This window comes from Flavobacterium sp. GQ95 (assembly GCF_059758655.1).
In genome coordinates, this window is record NZ_JCAXEB010000006.1 from 273,489 (window position 1) to 289,752 (window position 16,264).

General features: G+C 33.5%; 14 protein-coding genes. 1 reads left to right on the forward strand and 13 read right to left on the reverse strand.

Annotation, left to right across the window (positions count from 1 at the left end; all coding sequences use genetic code 11):
- Positions 1-42 precede the first annotated feature (42 nt).
- The 13 genes from AC6CH4_RS13860 to AC6CH4_RS13920 form a co-directional block, all read right to left on the reverse strand.
- A complete protein-coding gene (locus tag AC6CH4_RS13860; protein WP_498103849.1) occupies positions 43-1,314 on the reverse strand; it encodes an adenylosuccinate synthase in 1,272 nt (423 codons plus the stop codon).
- 95 nt (positions 1,315-1,409) lie between these two features.
- Entirely contained in the window at positions 1,410-1,868 is a 459-nt protein-coding gene (locus tag AC6CH4_RS13865) for a Fur family transcriptional regulator (protein WP_056186646.1), read from the reverse strand.
- Between the two features lie 184 nt (positions 1,869-2,052).
- Entirely contained in the window at positions 2,053-2,595 is a 543-nt protein-coding gene (locus AC6CH4_RS13870) for a hypothetical protein (RefSeq protein WP_498103851.1), read from the reverse strand.
- Between the two features lie 21 nt (positions 2,596-2,616).
- Positions 2,617-4,836: a RelA/SpoT family protein gene (locus tag AC6CH4_RS13875; RefSeq protein WP_498103853.1), complete on the reverse strand. Its 2,220-nt coding sequence runs from the start codon at positions 4,834-4,836 to the stop codon at positions 2,617-2,619.
- Positions 4,837-5,074: 238 nt separating this feature from the next.
- Positions 5,075-6,616 (reverse strand): serine hydrolase, encoded by a 1,542-nt coding sequence (locus AC6CH4_RS13880; protein ID WP_498103855.1) that lies wholly within the window; start codon positions 6,614-6,616, stop codon positions 5,075-5,077.
- Positions 6,617-6,633: 17 nt separating this feature from the next.
- Positions 6,634-7,425: a TrmH family RNA methyltransferase gene (locus AC6CH4_RS13885; protein ID WP_498103857.1), complete on the reverse strand. Its 792-nt coding sequence runs from the start codon at positions 7,423-7,425 to the stop codon at positions 6,634-6,636.
- A gap of 199 nt (positions 7,426-7,624) precedes the next feature.
- Positions 7,625-8,569: a DUF2167 domain-containing protein gene (locus AC6CH4_RS13890; protein WP_498103859.1), complete on the reverse strand. Its 945-nt coding sequence runs from the start codon at positions 8,567-8,569 to the stop codon at positions 7,625-7,627.
- Between the two features lie 44 nt (positions 8,570-8,613).
- The gene (locus AC6CH4_RS13895) at positions 8,614-9,699 is read right to left on the reverse strand and encodes a phosphoglyceromutase (protein ID WP_498103860.1); all 1,086 of its coding nucleotides are present in this window, start codon (positions 9,697-9,699) and stop codon (positions 8,614-8,616) included.
- Positions 9,700-9,915: 216 nt separating this feature from the next.
- Entirely contained in the window at positions 9,916-11,244 is a 1,329-nt protein-coding gene (locus AC6CH4_RS13900) for a DUF58 domain-containing protein (protein WP_498103862.1), read from the reverse strand.
- Between the two features lie 106 nt (positions 11,245-11,350).
- Positions 11,351-12,364 (reverse strand): AAA family ATPase, encoded by a 1,014-nt coding sequence (locus AC6CH4_RS13905; protein ID WP_498103864.1) that lies wholly within the window; start codon positions 12,362-12,364, stop codon positions 11,351-11,353.
- Positions 12,365-12,476: 112 nt separating this feature from the next.
- Positions 12,477-13,682 (reverse strand): DUF4350 family protein, encoded by a 1,206-nt coding sequence (locus tag AC6CH4_RS13910; RefSeq protein WP_498103866.1) that lies wholly within the window; start codon positions 13,680-13,682, stop codon positions 12,477-12,479.
- Positions 13,675-14,448: a DUF4129 domain-containing protein gene (locus tag AC6CH4_RS13915; RefSeq protein ID WP_498103868.1), complete on the reverse strand. Its 774-nt coding sequence runs from the start codon at positions 14,446-14,448 to the stop codon at positions 13,675-13,677. The genes AC6CH4_RS13910 and AC6CH4_RS13915 overlap by 8 nt, the downstream gene beginning before the upstream one ends.
- 12 nt (positions 14,449-14,460) lie before the next feature.
- Positions 14,461-15,441, reverse strand: a complete 981-nt coding sequence (locus tag AC6CH4_RS13920) for a stage II sporulation protein M (RefSeq protein ID WP_498103870.1) — start codon at positions 15,439-15,441, stop codon at positions 14,461-14,463.
- Positions 15,442-15,461: 20 nt separating this feature from the next.
- On the opposite strand from AC6CH4_RS13920, the gene AC6CH4_RS13925 reads away from it, so the two are divergent.
- The gene (locus AC6CH4_RS13925; protein ID WP_498103872.1) at positions 15,462-16,205 is read left to right on the forward strand and encodes an RDD family protein; all 744 of its coding nucleotides are present in this window, start codon (positions 15,462-15,464) and stop codon (positions 16,203-16,205) included.
- The last annotated feature ends 59 nt before the right edge of the window (positions 16,206-16,264 follow it).

A 16,264-nucleotide genomic window follows, 5' to 3' on the forward strand; every position in this document is an offset into this window, starting at 1 on the left:
TTGTATAAAAAAACGCCCTGATTGTCAGAGCGTTTAGAGGTGTTATTTTGTTATTGTTTGCTTTCTGTCTGGCCCAACCGATACAATTTTGATTGGCACTCCAACTTCTGCTTCAATAAATTCAATATATTCTTTTAGCTCAACTGGCAATTGCTCATAAGTAGTCAATCCCGTTAAGTCAGCTTGCCATCCTTTAAATTCTTTATAAATCGGAGTTACATTTTCTGGCTCGATGTTATATGGAAAGTGAGAGATAGTTTGTCCTTTGTAGTTGTATTCAGTACATACTTTTAAAGTTTCGAATCCTGAAAGAACGTCACCTTTCATCATCATTAACTGTGTTACTCCGTTTACCTGTACAGCATATTTTAAAGCAACTAAGTCTAACCATCCACAACGTCTTTGTCTTCCTGTAACAGATCCAAATTCGTTTCCAACTCTTGCCATTGTAGCACCAACTTCGTCAAAAAGTTCTGTTGGGAAAGGTCCGCTACCCACACGTGTAACGTAAGCTTTAAAAATTCCGTAAACTTCTTTGATTTTGTTAGGAGCAATTCCCAAACCAGTACAAGCTCCGGCAGCAGTAGTGTTTGATGAAGTTACAAAAGGATAAGTTCCGAAATCAACATCTAGTAAAGATCCCTGAGCACCTTCACATAAAATAGATTTACCTGCTTTTTGAGCCTGGTAAATATATTCTTCACTGTCAATAAAATCTAATTTTTTTAATTCTTCGATAGCTTCAAAAAACTCTTTTTCAAGTTCAGCTAAATTATATTGAATAGCAACATCATAAAAAGCAATCATTGCCTCATGTTTGTCTGCTAATGCTCTGTATCTTTCTTTGAAATCTTCTAATTCAACATCTCCAACACGCAATCCGTTTCTACCGGTTTTGTCCATGTAAGTTGGTCCAATTCCTTTTAATGTAGAACCAATTTTTGCTTTCCCTTTTGATGCTTCAGAAGCCGCATCTAATAAACGGTGTGTTGGTAAAATTAAATGTGCTTTTCTTGAAATAATCAATTTACTTTTGATGTCAAGGTTGAATTTCTCTAAACCTTCAATCTCTTTTTGAAAAACTACCGGATCTATTACAACACCATTTCCAATGATGTTAATTGAATTTTTATGAAAAATTCCAGAAGGAATGGTTCTTAGTACGTGTTTAATTCCGTCAAATTCTAATGTATGTCCTGCATTTGGTCCTCCTTGAAAACGTGCAATAATATCATAATTTGAGGTAAGAACGTCAACAATTTTTCCTTTACCTTCATCTCCCCATTGTAATCCTAGTAATAAATCTACGGTCATTCTGTTTTAATTTGCGTTGAGGCAATTTAAGTTGCCCTACTGATTAATGTAGTTAATTTTCTTTTTTTTCTTTTTTGAATAATTCCCTTTCCGGATTATTGATTTTGCTTTTTGTTTCCGTAGAAATAAAGTGAATGATTCGTAATTTCGATATCAAATATTTCTTCGATTGTTTTTTTGATGGTTTGAATTCTTGGGTCACAAAATTCGATTACTTCGCCAGAATCCGTCATGATAATATGATCGTGATTTTTATCGAAATACGATTTTTCGTAGTAAGCCTGATTTTGTCCAAATTGATGTTTTCTAACCAAAGCGCAGTCTAACAATAACTCAATCGTGTTGTATAATGTTGCTCTACTCACACGATAGTTTTTGTTTTTCATTTTAATATAAAGGTTTTCTATATCAAAATGCTCTTCGCTATCGTAAATTTCCTGAAGTATAGCATAACGCTCAGGAGTTTTGCGATGCCCTTTTTGCTCAAGATACATTGTAAAAACATTTTTTACAATTTCTTGATTCTTAGTGTTGTCAGTTGAAATGAGTGTCATATCCTGCAAAGATAAATTTTTATTTTTAATGAATAAAAGTTTCGGGTTTAAAGTTTAACGTTCGAATCTCGATTTGATTAATAATAATGCAATAAATACAGGCTTTTGTATCAATTATTTTTACGGAGTTCAAACAAACTTAATTAACATAATTATTTTTATTTATGATAAAACTAACAAATTTTTATTTCGTTTTTGACATGTACATGTACCAGTTCCATTCCCAGGTTTTTCCTTTGTCATCAGACATTGCCTGGCTCCAAACCGGATTGTTTTCATCTCTGGCGTCCCATCGAAATACTTGTAATACATTTTTGCCTTCAAAAATATCTTCTGAGAAAAAGTGACCTACTTTATTTTCGAAAGAACCAACAACTGGTTTGTCTAAAGTTCCTGTAGTCGAATCAGCCCAATAAATACTCCACAATTTTGTTTTCGGATTAAATAATCGAACCGTCATTCCTTCAAAAGGTTCGCCGTCAAAAGTGGCCAGAAAATTATCAATATTGCCAATTCCGTTCAAGATCTTGTACATTTCCTGAGTTGATGGGAATTCAATCCATTCGGTACAATTTGCAAATCTTGTTTTTAATTTTTTGTTTTTGATAATGGACTTTCCCTGAAAAAAATCGAAATCATCTTTTGAAGAAGATTCAGAAGCAACAATTAAAAGTCCTCCATTTTCATCAAATTGTATTTTCGGGATTTCTAAGGAATCGGATTTCATAAATTTAAGTATTTAAAAAAATTAGGTTCTGTATTCTCTGGTTACTTTATCAACACCATCAACTTTTTTAATAGCGTTGATCATTTTTTTCAAGATGGTATTATTTTTAACAATAACCGCAATCTGACCGTGAAAAATTCCGGCATCAGTACTCAATGAAATACTTTGAATATTTACGCTCATATTGTTCGAAATAACTTTTGTTAACTGATTTGTAAGTCCTAAAACATCCATTCCGGTAATATTGATAATAGCTTTGAATTCTTCCTGAGAAGAATCAATCCATTTGGCGCTCATGATACGATACGCATAATTGGACTGCATTCCAATAGCGTTTGGACAATCTTTTTTATGCACTTTTATTCCTTCGTTGATGGTTACGAAACCAAAAACATCGTCACCCGGAATTGGGTTACAACATTGCGAAAGTTTGTAATCAAGTTTGTCATGTTCTGTTCCAAAAACCAGCATATCATAATTACTGCTGATGACTGGTTTGTGAATATCCTCATCGGCTGTATCTTTATTTCTTTTGATTTTATTCTTAAAGAAATTGATAATAGAATTGCTTTTTTGGGCTGCATAATCTTTTAACTGCTGATTTTCGATAGCACCAATTCCAACTCTGTAAAATAAGTCTAAGCTTGTTTTTAGTTTAAAGAAGTTAACCAATTCGTTGATTACTTGTTCGCTAATAGTAATTTTAAGATGTTTTAATTTTCGCGTAAGTAATTCTTTTCCTTCTTCAGCAATTTTTTTGGTGTTCTCGTTAAGAACGTTTTTGATTTTATTTTTTGCACGTGAAGTTGTTACATATTCCAACCAGTTTACAGTTGGTTTTTGATTGGCTGATGTAATAACTTCGACCTGATCACCACTTTTAAGTTCGTGATTTAACGGAACCAAACGTCCGTTAACACGAGTTCCTCGAGTTTTGATTCCAATTTCTGAGTGAATACTAAAAGCAAAATCCAGAGAAGTAGCGCCCTTTGGCAAAGATTTTATTTCTCCTTTTGGTGTAAAGACAAAAATTTCCTGTGAATATAGGTTCATTTTAAAATCTTCTACGAAATCAACAGCATTCGTTTCCGGATTTTCCAATGCTTCACGAAGTAAGTTCAGCCAAACATCAAGTCCGCTTTCTTCACTTGCACCATTTTTATATTTATAGTGTGCCGCATAACCTTTTTCGGCAATTTCATCCATACGCTCACTTCGAACCTGTACTTCAACCCAACGACCTTTTGGCCCCATGACGGTAATGTGCAAAGCTTCGTAACCAGTAGATTTTGGAGATGAAATCCAGTCACGCAAACGGCTCGGGCTTGGTCTGTAATGATCTGTAACAATCGAATAGATTTTCCAGGCGACAAATTTTTCATCATGCGGATCTGCTTTATAAACAATTCTAAGAGCGAATTTGTCATACACTTCATCAAAACTTACATTCTGCGAACGCATTTTTCTGCGAATTGAATAAATAGATTTTGGACGTCCTTTTATGATATAATCGATGTCTTCATTATCTAAAGATTTTTTCAGAACATCTGAAATATCTTTGATATAAGCATCTTGTTCTTCTTTGGTTTCTCTGATTTTGCTTACGATATCATTGTAGACTGCGGGTTCTGTATATTTTAAACCTAAATCTTCGAGTTTGGTTTTTATGTTATAAAGTCCCAAACGATGGGCGAGTGGGGCGTAAATATATAAAGTTTCAGAAGCGATTTTGGTCTGTTTGTATTCCACCATCGATTCCATTGTTTGCATATTATGAAGACGATCAGCCAGCTTAATCAGAATTACACGTACATCATCGTTCAGTGTAAGGATCATTTTTCTGAAATTCTCAGCTTGCATGGAGGCATTCAAATCTTTTTGAACCAATGAAATTTTAGTCAGACCTTCGACCAATTGTGCCACTTTTGGGTTGAATAAACGTTCAATATCTTCAACTGTCATCGGAGTATCTTCAACAACATCGTGCAATAAGGCCGCAGCAATAGAGGTCGCTCCCAAACCAATTTCAGAGGCAACAATTTTCGCAACTGCAATAGGGTGAAAGATATACGCTTCTCCAGATTTGCGTCGTTGCTCTTTATGGGCATCAACGGCAACGTCAAAAGCTTTCCGGATTAGTTTTTTATCAGCTGGTGTTAAAGTCTGGTAACTTATTCGAAGTAATTCTTTGTATTCCTGCGCAATCGCTTTGTTTTCTTTTTCAATATCTATTTCTATCATAACGGCATAGTTCAAGTACTAAAAATAAGCATTAGTTTGAATATACGCAAGGGAATTGATTGCTGATTTTAGAGTTTAGATTTTAGATTTTTGAACGCTGATTTGTGATTAAAGACTAACAAAATTTGAATGAACTATGATTTTTTAAATTATGTCAGACTGAGCGGAGTCGAAGTCCTTTTGAAAATTAAAGAATCTCGACTCCGCTCGATTTGACAATAAGAAATATAAAAAAATATTATTTAATTTTAGAAAAATCCAAATCCTGAAAATCGTAACTAAAGTCTGTTAACTCAGAAATTGGAAGCATTTTTAGGTTGATTACTTTCCCGGTTTCATCATATTTGAAGATCAAATGTGCATCGGCATGGAAAAAAGCATTGTTCCATTTTACGACGTAGTTGCCATCTTTGTAGAAAAAGACTTCTCCAACCAGTTGTGAAGAACGTTTTGAAGCAAAATATAGTTTTCCTTTTTTCTCTGTTATCGTAATTTCTCCAAACCAATTGTCTTTGTATGTTCCGGTAATTTTAGAAAAATCGGTTTTTAATTTGTCTTTTTTGTTTTTGGTAACAGTTGCCCAAACTTCATCAGTTACTTTATCTGCAGATGCTTCATTGGCTTTCACCCGATTGCTGTAAACCGTTACGTAATCGTCTGATTTTACGGCTAAATAACTGTCTTTAATCGTATTGGTAATAGCGCTAAAAGCCGCTCCGGATTGTTGATTGGTTAAAACGATAATTCCCAAACCGAGTTCCGGAATCAAAGTAGTTTGTGTCACATTTCCTTCTAAACCTCCAGTGTGCGAAACTTGCTTATATCCTTTTACATCACTTAAAAACCAGCCTAAACCATATCCTGAAAAATGTGTATTGTAGGGAGGTTTTGTTTTGGTTGGAATAATGGTTTGCAATTGCCACATTTCGTCGTGTTCTTTCTCTGAAAAGAGTTGTTTGTTATCACCGTATTTTCCATTGTTGATTTGCAAAATCGCCCATTTACTTAAGTCATTTACACTTGAATAAATCCCGGCAGCACCATCAAAAAGCTGATTTTCATAACGTTTGATTGTTTTTAATTTCCCATCAATCGGAACGTGAGGCGTAATAACATTTGAAGTATCTTTTAAGCGTTTTACAGAAGCCACACTTTTATCCATTTCTAATGGTTTCATAATGCGGGTTTCCACAAAATCAGCCCAGGTTTGTCCACTTACAACGTGTACAATTTCACCTGCAATAATGTACATTAGATTGTCGTAATCGTATTTGGTTCTAAAACTTGAAACAGGTTTTAAATATCTTAAATTATGAACAATGTCAGCTGCTTTAAAATCACTTCCGTCAGGCCAGATCATCAAATCTCCGGCTCCAAGTCCGAGGCCGCTTCTGTGCGTTAATAAGTCACGAATCGTAAATTCTTTTGTAACATAATCATCATACATCTTAAAATCCGGGAGATATTGGATCACCTTATCATCCCATTTTATCTTTTTCTCATCAACCAACATAGCAAGCGCGGCGCTTGTAAAAGCTTTACTGTTTGATGCAATTCCAAAAAGCGTATTAGCATCCACTTTTTCTTGTGTTGTTATAGATTTTACGCCATATCCTTTTGCTAAAACTACTTTTCCGTCTTTGACAATTGCCACAGCGATTCCGGGAACATCAAAAGCTTTTATGGTGCGATTGACCAATTCGTCTACTTCCTGATTCGAAATTTGGGCAGAAACGGTAAAACCTAAAAGAAACAGTACGAAAGATAACTTATAACTCATAATTCATAATTTTTAAATTAATTAAATCCTCTTTGACGTTTGGCTTCAAAAATTAAAATTGCAGCCGCAACCGAAACGTTCATGCTGTCGATTTCACCCTGCATCGGAATTATGATATTTTGTGTTGCTGCATCACGCCATTCCTGAGTTAAACCAGTGGCTTCTGTGCCTACAACTAATGCCGTTGGAGTAGTGAAATTTTGGGTATGATATGATGTTGAATTCTGTAAAGTAGCGCAATAAAAATTAATCTTTTTCTCTTTCAAAAAAGCTATGATTTCTGCCGTTGTTCCTGTCGCAATTTGATTCGTGAACAAACAGCCAACGCTTGAACGCACGATGTTTGGATTGTATAAATCACTTTTCGGATTAGCAATCAAAACAGCATCCAGATTGGCAGCATCGGCAGTACGTAAAAGAGCTCCGATATTTCCTGGTTTTTCAGGTGCTTCAGCCACTAAAATCAAAGGGTTTTCAGATAATTTTAAATCAGATAATTGCATTGATTTGGTTTTGGCTATAGCCAAAATCCCTTCTGTAGTATCGCGATAAGCCAGTTTTTGATAAACTTCTTTATTAATTTCAATTAATTGAACAGGTGCATTTACCAATTTATTAATTTGACTTTCAGTTACTAATTCCGGTAAAAATAAAACAGTTTCAATTTCGTAACCGCCTTTTAAGGCTATTGAAATTTCACGTAAACCTTCAATCAAAAATGTTCCGGTTTGTTTGCGGGCCTTTGCTTTTTCCTGCAGTAAAACAAGCGATTTTATAAACGGATTTTGAATGGAAGTGATTTGTTTCATTTTTTTCTAAAGGTACTTAGGTTCTTAGGCGCTAAGGTACTGAGATTTTTTTTAAAAAGGTGCAAAGGTTCATAGATGCAGAGGTTCAAAGGTTTTGAAAAAAAAATTGCCACGAATTTCACGAATTTTCACTAATTTTTTATTCGGCTTAATGCGAGTAATTCGTGAAAATTCGTGAAATTCGTGGCAAAAAAACAATCTATTCCTCAGTAGAAGCAGTTTCTTCTACAAGTTCTTCTTCTTCTTCTTCTTCTTCTTCTTCTTTTGGTCTTGTCATTACTTGCTCTTTTTTACCGAAAAGAAATTTCTTTACTGCAGCAAATGCAGCAATAAGACCGATAACGATGACTTTTCCAAATTTTGCCAAAATAGCGAAGAAGCCCACTTTTGCCAAAACTTTTCCAGCAACTAAACCTCCAATAGTCCAAGCCGCGACGGTATCAGTATCCGCATCAAAATCTAAATACTTGTGTCCGTCATTAAATTCAACACTTTTTAGGATTCCCGGGATACTGGCTTTCACTTCTGCAAGTTCACCCATGTTGGCAACGGCAGAAATATTATACATTCCTTTTCTTCCTAAAACTCTTAAATCGTAATTTAAGGTATTGACTTCGTCTTTACCAAATTTTAATTCTTTTGCCCAATGCAATACTTTTAAATTAGTGTCGTAATACGGTTTTGACGCCCAACCAATTAATTGAACTTCTGCGTAACCACCTTTTTTTCTTTCCTCATTTGCCGTTTTCATATCTTCCTGCATGGTTTTTAGCAAATCGTCATAATCGATGTCATTTGCATCATCATCTTTTACAAAACCATCTCCCTGATAACTTATTACAAACATCCAGCTATTACTGTGTGTAACACCTTTTCCGTCCGGAACAATTGATCCTAAAACCGTTTCATCTTTAGGATTTCCCCATAAATCAGTTAAAACATGTTGGGTTTGCTCTCCGTTTAAAAATTTAAATCCTTTTGGAACGTTTAATATTCCTTCTCCTTCAGTTAAAGTAATTTTTCCGGTTTCATATTTTAAGGATTGCTCAATTTTGTCATAATAGGCCGCAGTGGTATCTGCCTGTGCCATTATGTTTGGAATAAAAATAACAGATAGAAAAAGACTTAGTAGAATTCTTTTCATTGGTTTTAGTTGGTTTAATTGGTTAATTATTAGGGTTGTTAAATTTATTTTTGAAGCAATTCCGGAATTTCACCAGCTACAGGATGTGTTGTAGTGAAATTGTACCCCATAATTTTAGAGATGGTTTGTGCAAATTGTTTTTGATACAATTGTGTGTCTGTTTTTATTTCACCTTTTGCTGCAATTTCTGGTCCTATAGCAGCAAACCAGATTTCAGATGCACCCACAACATCAGCACCATGATCTGTCCATTGCGTTTTTGTTTTGTCGCCACGTCCATGATCTACGGTGATCAATAAAGTAGTTTTGTTTTTATACTGTGGGTCATTTTGTACAAAATCCCAGATTTCTTTGATCCATTTATCAACCTGGTTGGCAGCGTCGAGATACGATCTGTAGTGACCATGATGCGCCCATTCATCTGTTTCGCCGTATGCGATATAAAGGACTTTTGGTTTATTGGTTTTGAGTTCGTTTAAAGCCTGATAGTGTGTGAAAACATCCAGACATTCGTCTTCATGAAAAGGCTTATACGAATTATTACGCATATCATTTAACAGCTTTTGAGTTGCTGTAGGTTTGTTTCCTCCAACATTATCAAAGGCTGAAATAACAGGAAAACCACTTCTTTCTTCGTTCAGGATTCGGTCAAAAGCATCCCAGGCGCCAAAAGCAGCTATTTTGCCTTTGAGTTTCGGTTGTTGATTTAGAAACTCTAAAACATTCACATTTGGATTGGCTTTATAACCATTTGAATTAATAGCTACATCAACATTTCCGGTCATGATTTCACTATATCCGGGATAACTGAACCAATACGGATTTGAAACATCGACTTTATTACCTAGATCACGATTACCATAAATTTGTCCTTTTGAGGCAATTTCTGACCATAAAAAAGGCATTAGTTTTTTGCGGCTTTCCTTGAAATCAGAACCTGAATATTTTTTATAAATATAAGTACTGTCGCCCTGATTGAATTTTTTATCATTAGCAATTGCCGGATCCATTCCTTTAAAGACTTCCTGCCATCTAAAACCATCCGTGGTAATGATGATGATGTTTTCTGTTTTTTGTGCCAAAGATTTCCAGCTTAATAAAATGAACAGAATTAGAATTACTTTTTTCATTTTTTATTAGTTTGAAATTACATCGATTAATTTTAATTTTTTTCAAAACTAATTAATTTAATTAATCGATTTTTACGTGATAACGTAATGTAACCATAAATTAATAAAAGATAAAAGAAAGTCTTTTAATGATTATTGTTTAAGGAATAAACCTTTGAGAATTAATTGAAGTTTTAACTGAATTTTTTTTTGAGTTTGGATGTTTTTCGAAATTAATTACAAAATCCCGCGCGATTTAATTTCCAAATATTTATTAATCGCATCCAAAGTCAAATTCTCCGGCTGTGTTAAAACCGAATGAATTCCGTATTTCTTAAGTTCATTGGCGATTAAGCGTTTTTCGAACATGAATTTTTCAGCTATGACTTTATCGTAAATTTCCTGAACAGTATCTGTTTTTTTGTTGATGATGGCATTTAGCTCTGTATTACTAAAGAAAACAACGACTAATAAATGGCTTTTTGCAATTCCTTTTAAATAAGGTAATTGTCTGTTTAAGCCGTCCATGGTTTCGAAATTGGTATACAAAATAATCAAACTCCTCTGATTGATGTTTTTCTTAATGTCAACATACAATCGGCTGTAATCGCTTTCAAAAAAATCGGTTTTGATATTGTATAGAGTTTCGAGGATTTTTTGCATTTGCGAAGATCTTCTTTCTGCAAAAACTCTGTTTTCTACTTTTTTAGAGAAAGCAAAAATTCCGGCTTTGTCCTGTTTTTTTAGAATGACATTCGATAAAACCAAAGTCGAATTTATAGCATAATCCAATAAACTCAAGCCGTCAAAAGGCATTTGCATAACACGCCCTTTGTCAATCGCCATATAAACTGATTGTGATTTTTCGTCCTGAAACTGATTGACCATCAGCGAATTTTTCTTTGCGGTAGCTTTCCAGTTTAAAGTTCTCAAATCATCACCCTGTACATATTCTTTAATTTGTTCAAACTCCATGGTGTGACCAATGCGACGGATTTTTTTGATTCCGTATTGATGCAAATTATTAGAAAAAGCCAGTAAATCGTATTTTTTTAACTGAATATAAGATGGATACGTTGGTACCATCTGATCTTTATCGAAAGTAAATCTTCTGGAAATTAATTTTAAAGGTGAAGAAACATAAATATTTAAATTTCCAAAAGAATATTCTCCACGTTCTGTTGGACGTAAATCATAACCAATTTCTTTTTGTGTAGAAGCCGGAATCGTTTTTATGATTTTAAAATCACGAATTTGAAACTGAAACGGAATTTCATCAATTATCTTAACCGAAACCGGAAAAGTATACTGATTTTTAATCGTAACCTGAATTGGATTTAAATCTCCATTTGAAAGTTTTTCAGGTGTTTTTCTTGAGGCCTCAATTCCTTTTGACAGATATAAAAGCAAAATGTCCAGACCTAAAAAGGTACTTAAAACCAAAATAATAAACCAAACGCTATTATATAAAATCGGAAAAATAAAAGCACAAACAAACATTCCTATAATGCCTAAAAGGATATAGAAAAAGAAGTTGTTCAGATATAGACTTTTTATGAATTTCATTTTTTATTTAGTTTACAGTCGCGGTTTTCAGTCTCAGTCTCAGTCTCAGTCGCAGTTTACAGTCACAGTAGACACTGAAAACTGTGACTGCGACTGAAAACTAAAATTACCTCGGTATCTCAACTGTTTCAAGAATTTGTTTGATAATTTCAGAGCTTGTAATACCTTCCATTTCGCGTTCAGGAGTTACAATAACACGATGTTGTAAAACCGGAATTGCCGCTTCTTTGACATCTTCGGGAGTAACAAAATCGCGGCCGCGAATGGCTGCGAAACCTTTGGCTGCATTCAAGATTGCAATTGAGGCACGTGGCGAAGCTCCTAAATATAAAAAGGCATTTTCTCTTGTATTTACAACGATTCTGGCGATATATTCCAATAGATTTTGTTCGACTCTAATTTGTTTCACTAAACCTTGGTATCCTTTTATTTCTTCGGCAGAAAGTATCGTTTTAATAGCTTCCAGTTTTCCGTGATCTTGCAATAAATGTTCTCTTTGAATAATCAGGATTTCTTCGTCTAATTTTGGATAATCAATGGTTATTTTGAATAAAAAACGATCTAATTGCGCTTCCGGTAAACGATATGTTCCTTCCTGCTCAATTGGGTTTTGTGTTGCAATAACCAAAAATGGAGTTTCCAATTGATACGCAGAACCATCAATAGTAATTTGACGTTCTTCCATAACTTCAAAAAGTGCAGCCTGAGTTTTGGCAGGAGCACGATTTATCTCATCAATCAAAATTAAATTGGAGAAAATAGGTCCTTTTTTAAATTCAAATTCGGAATTTTTTAAATTGAAAATCGAAGTTCCCAAAATATCTGATGGCATCAAATCTGGCGTAAACTGAATTCGGCTAAAACCAATATTCAACGTTTTAGATAATAATTTAGCCGTAATGGTTTTGGCAACGCCTGGAACACCTTCCAATAAAACATGCCCGTTGGATAAAATCGCAACCAAAAGCTGATCGATCATTTTGTGCTGTCCTACAATAACAGTTTCCAATTCTTTTTTAATCAAATTGACATGCTCCAAAAGTGGTGCTAAATTTATTCTGGTTTCAAAATTCACATATTCATTTGTGATTTCGGTTTCTGGTGTATTGATATCGTCCATGGTTTGGTATGTTTTCTTTTAAATGAATTTTTATTTGTTTTTGCCACAGATTAAAAGGATTAAATTGATTTTTTATTTTCTTCACTTTTAATCTGTGGCAAATATTTTTTATCTAATGTAAAATTTTTTCGATAGCGTTATTAATTCTTATTAAATCTTCTTCGAGGCTTCCGTGATAACTATTTCGATGTTCGTTAATCAGAAAAACCAATTCCTGAATATCGGTTATATCTTTTCCTGTTTTATGATGTAGTTTTTGAATAAAAACATCATCAAGTTTTGTTGTGTCAATTAAATATTCGGTTCTTATTTTTTCCAGAAAATAAATGATTTTTTTGTCAATCAGATTCTGATGATCGCCTTCCTGATGGTATAAATTCCCAATCGTTTTAGTGAAATCAACCGTTAAATTTGGTAATGGTTTTAATATCGGAACAATTCTTTGTTTTCGCTTGGCATTAAAAATAATAAAAATCAAGATTCCGATTAAACTTAAATACCACGCCCATTTTAGCGCAGGCTGACTGTGAATATAACGTAAAGGGGAATGCGAAATAGATTTGTCATTTTGCAATTTGGTATACCAAAAAACATCGCCTTCTGGTATATAGGACAATACATTTTCAGCATATTGAAAATGATCTTTTTTTAATAAATGAAAGTTTGTAAAAGCCGCTGGCTGTGTATGAAGATAAAAATAACCATACTTATAGGGAACTTTTATAAAATTAATATGCTTCTCTTTTTTCGTATTGCTTTGATATCCTAACACAGTTGTATTTGCGGTATCAATTTTAGAAAAATAATCTTCTACGGATTGCTGAAAAACATATTTCTTCGAACTAACATTTTCGTTTGCCATCCAGACCAAGTTGTTTTTTGGCTGATGAAAATCAAATTTGACCTCGATTTTTAGACTATCCATTAACGTTTTTGGAAATGTTCTCATGCTTAAAAAGGCATTATTTCCGTGAGAAACAAAGTAAAAAAGTTCTTTAATCGATTGCTCGTCAATGTTGTCTAATTCTGAAATGCTTAAGAAAGTACCTTCGATTTTGTAATTTTCTACCAAAGTATCGGCATCGTATTTTGAATCCAAGAATTCATACGGTGTTACATTGGCAATTCTTTCAATTTTCTGATTTTTCAAAAGAGGTTTGATTTCCTTGTTCAGAATATATAATCCATACGGAATTTTATCATGTACAGAAAATGTAGGTCGCCAGTCAATAGGTTTTTTCTGGTCGCGATCTGATATTAGAATTAAGGCTAAAACAAAAACCAGAATAGCGATATAAATTTTGATGGATTTATTCATTGCTAAAGGTTTTTATAGATTTCTTAAATCGGTTTTCGGCTTTTGTAAACGTGGTTTCATCCATTTCAAATTCGCCATACCAAATATAATTGTATAAATAGGAGAGATAGGTGAAATCTTCTCTGTTAGCAGGATTTTTAAGTTCGTATAAATAATCGGAATTGGTTTTTTCAATATCCCATTCGATGTAATTATTCTGTGCCATTACTTTTAGCAACCAAAGATAATAATACCGAATAGCAAGTCGTTTTTCTCCAGTTTGAATACTTTCCTGGATCAATTTTTTAAAATCCAGTAAATGAATATTCTTTTCGATATCAGAATATTGAATGGCCCTTTTATTGGCATTTTTACCAAAAATCCATTGTCCTTCTTTATTGATTAAAGCTTTTACGATCAAATAAATAACTACAATAATTACCAGAACAGCCAATACTCTCAATAAAATAATGGTGAAAGTGATAGAAGTTTTTGCATCAGTAAAAGAGAAAATTCTTCTCAAAACACTTGCAATCCATTCTTTAATATTATCCCAAAGACTTCTCTCCGGTGCTTTTGGTTCGTAATTAAATTCAGGATCTGTATATTTTTTTTTGAAGTTTTTTGAAAATGTTTTGGCTTCAATAGTATCTGAATCGATCTGAATGTCTTTTTCGGTATACTTTACAGCAGCCACTTTTGGAGGTTCGGTTTCCGCCAAAGTATCCTGAGCATTTGAGATACTAAAGCAAAAAAAGAAAGATAAAACTAGAAAGATGCTCTTCATTATAATTTTCGGTTAAGTCAATTTAGGTGCTAATTGTTGTACTTTTTTGTGTACGATAAAAGGATAAACCAAATAATAAAATGAGATTAAACCTAAAGTTGATACTATGATAAAAATGCTTAACCAAATAGGCATGTTAATAGAATATCTTGTAATAAAACCTTCTAAAAATCCCGCCATAAAAGTAAACGGAAGCGTGCTTATGTAGATTTTGAAACTGTTTTTAAAACCGATTTTAAAAGAATTTAATCTTGAAAAAGTCTTCGGAAAAAGTATCGAAGCTCCAAAAATAAATCCTGCCGCAGATTCAATTACAATGGCAAATATTTCCATAGAACCGTGAATCCAGATACCACGAACGCTTTTCCAAAAAACACCGTGCTCGAAGAAAAAATACTGAAACGAACCCAGCATTATACAGTTTTGCAACAAATAATAGAAGGTACCAAGTCCGCCAAAAATGCCATAAAAATAGCATGCGGCACCCACCTGAATATTGTTAACGGTAATACCAATAAAACTTCCCCAGTTTGCCGAAGAACCATAAACGGCCATTGGATTTCCTTTTTTGATATTTTCTAAAGTCATATTCACATAATCATCGCCCATAATCAATCGGACAAAATCCTGATCGTAGCGAGCAGAAACAACACCAATTGCAACTGTAGTAAAAAACAAAACAAAAGCATATAATAAATATCTTTTGTATTCATAAACAAGCAACGGAACTTCTGTTTTAAAGAATTCTACGATCTTGTTTTTTTCAGTTCTTTTCGTTTTATAAATTTTTTGATAGATCTGAGAAGCCAGATGATTTAAGTAAATAACGGTTTTACTTTTAGGATAATAAGTTTGCGCATACGCCAGATCATTCATCATTTGAATGTATAAATTAGCTAACTCATCAGGATTTTTTTTAGCTTTACCAAAAATAGCGAGCTCAAACTCCAGCCATTTTTCTTTATTTTGTTTTATGAAGGCAACTTCTCTCATTGTAGGCTAAAATATAAAATATGTCAGAATTATCGATTAACACAACACAAAATGTTAAAATAAATTTTATTGCTGCCTCTGTTGGTGAGCGATTGGGCTCTTATTTTATTGATTTAATTATCAAAATCTCCTATATAGTGGTGGTTGCATTGGTGCTTCTCTATTTTTTTCATTTTGACAGACTATTCGGTGCATTAGATGTTTGGTCCCAAAGAGCAGTTATTTTTATTATAGGTGTTCCGGTTTTACTGTATTCAATAACTTTAGAAAGCATTTTTGAAGGACAAACTTTTGGTAAAAAATTACTGAAAATAAAAGTGGTTAAAATTGATGGTTATCAGGCCAGTTTTGGCGATTATTTTATCCGTTGGTTTTTTAGATTGATTGATTTTTCGATTCTTGGCGGAACAGTTGCTTTAGTGTCGATAGTTTCAAGTAAAAAAGCACAACGTTTAGGTGATATGGCGGCAGGAACAGCTGTTATTACTTTAAAAAACAAGATTAATATCAGTCATACTATTCTCGAAGAAATTGGAACTTCATATGTGCCGACCTATCCTTTGGTCATAAAATTATCTGATAATGATATGAGAATCATAAAAGAAACGTTTCAGAAAGCGGTTAAGAAAAATGATCATGAAATCATTTATAAACTGGTTGCTAAAATTGAAAGCGTAACAGGAATCAAAAATCAATCCGGTGATAATAGTGATTTTATTCGCGTGGTTTTGAAAGACTATAATTACTATACCCAGAATATGTAAGTCTAAGTTGCTAAGATTCTAAGGTTCTAAGTTTTTATTCTTTTTCTTTTGAAAATGAG

Bases quoted from the DNA above. Each gene is read 5' to 3' on its own strand.
- AC6CH4_RS13860 (WP_498103849.1), bottom strand. From the start codon at position 1,314: ATGACCGTAGATTTATTACTAGGATTACAATGGGGAGATGAAGGTAAA.
- AC6CH4_RS13865 (WP_056186646.1), bottom strand. From the start codon at position 1,868: ATGACACTCATTTCAACTGACAACACTAAGAATCAAGAAATTGTAAAA.
- AC6CH4_RS13870 (WP_498103851.1), bottom strand. From the start codon at position 2,595: ATGAAATCCGATTCCTTAGAAATCCCGAAAATACAATTTGATGAAAAT.
- AC6CH4_RS13875 (WP_498103853.1), bottom strand. From the start codon at position 4,836: ATGATAGAAATAGATATTGAAAAAGAAAACAAAGCGATTGCGCAGGAA.
- AC6CH4_RS13880 (WP_498103855.1), bottom strand. From the start codon at position 6,616: ATGAGTTATAAGTTATCTTTCGTACTGTTTCTTTTAGGTTTTACCGTT.
- AC6CH4_RS13885 (WP_498103857.1), bottom strand. From the start codon at position 7,425: ATGAAACAAATCACTTCCATTCAAAATCCGTTTATAAAATCGCTTGTT.
- AC6CH4_RS13890 (WP_498103859.1), bottom strand. From the start codon at position 8,569: ATGAAAAGAATTCTACTAAGTCTTTTTCTATCTGTTATTTTTATTCCA.
- AC6CH4_RS13895 (WP_498103860.1), bottom strand. From the start codon at position 9,699: ATGAAAAAAGTAATTCTAATTCTGTTCATTTTATTAAGCTGGAAATCT.
- AC6CH4_RS13900 (WP_498103862.1), bottom strand. From the start codon at position 11,244: ATGAAATTCATAAAAAGTCTATATCTGAACAACTTCTTTTTCTATATC.
- AC6CH4_RS13905 (WP_498103864.1), bottom strand. From the start codon at position 12,364: ATGGACGATATCAATACACCAGAAACCGAAATCACAAATGAATATGTG.
- AC6CH4_RS13910 (WP_498103866.1), bottom strand. From the start codon at position 13,682: ATGAATAAATCCATCAAAATTTATATCGCTATTCTGGTTTTTGTTTTA.
- AC6CH4_RS13915 (WP_498103868.1), bottom strand. From the start codon at position 14,448: ATGAAGAGCATCTTTCTAGTTTTATCTTTCTTTTTTTGCTTTAGTATC.
- AC6CH4_RS13920 (WP_498103870.1), bottom strand. From the start codon at position 15,441: ATGAGAGAAGTTGCCTTCATAAAACAAAATAAAGAAAAATGGCTGGAG.
- AC6CH4_RS13925 (WP_498103872.1), top strand. From the start codon at position 15,462: ATGTCAGAATTATCGATTAACACAACACAAAATGTTAAAATAAATTTT.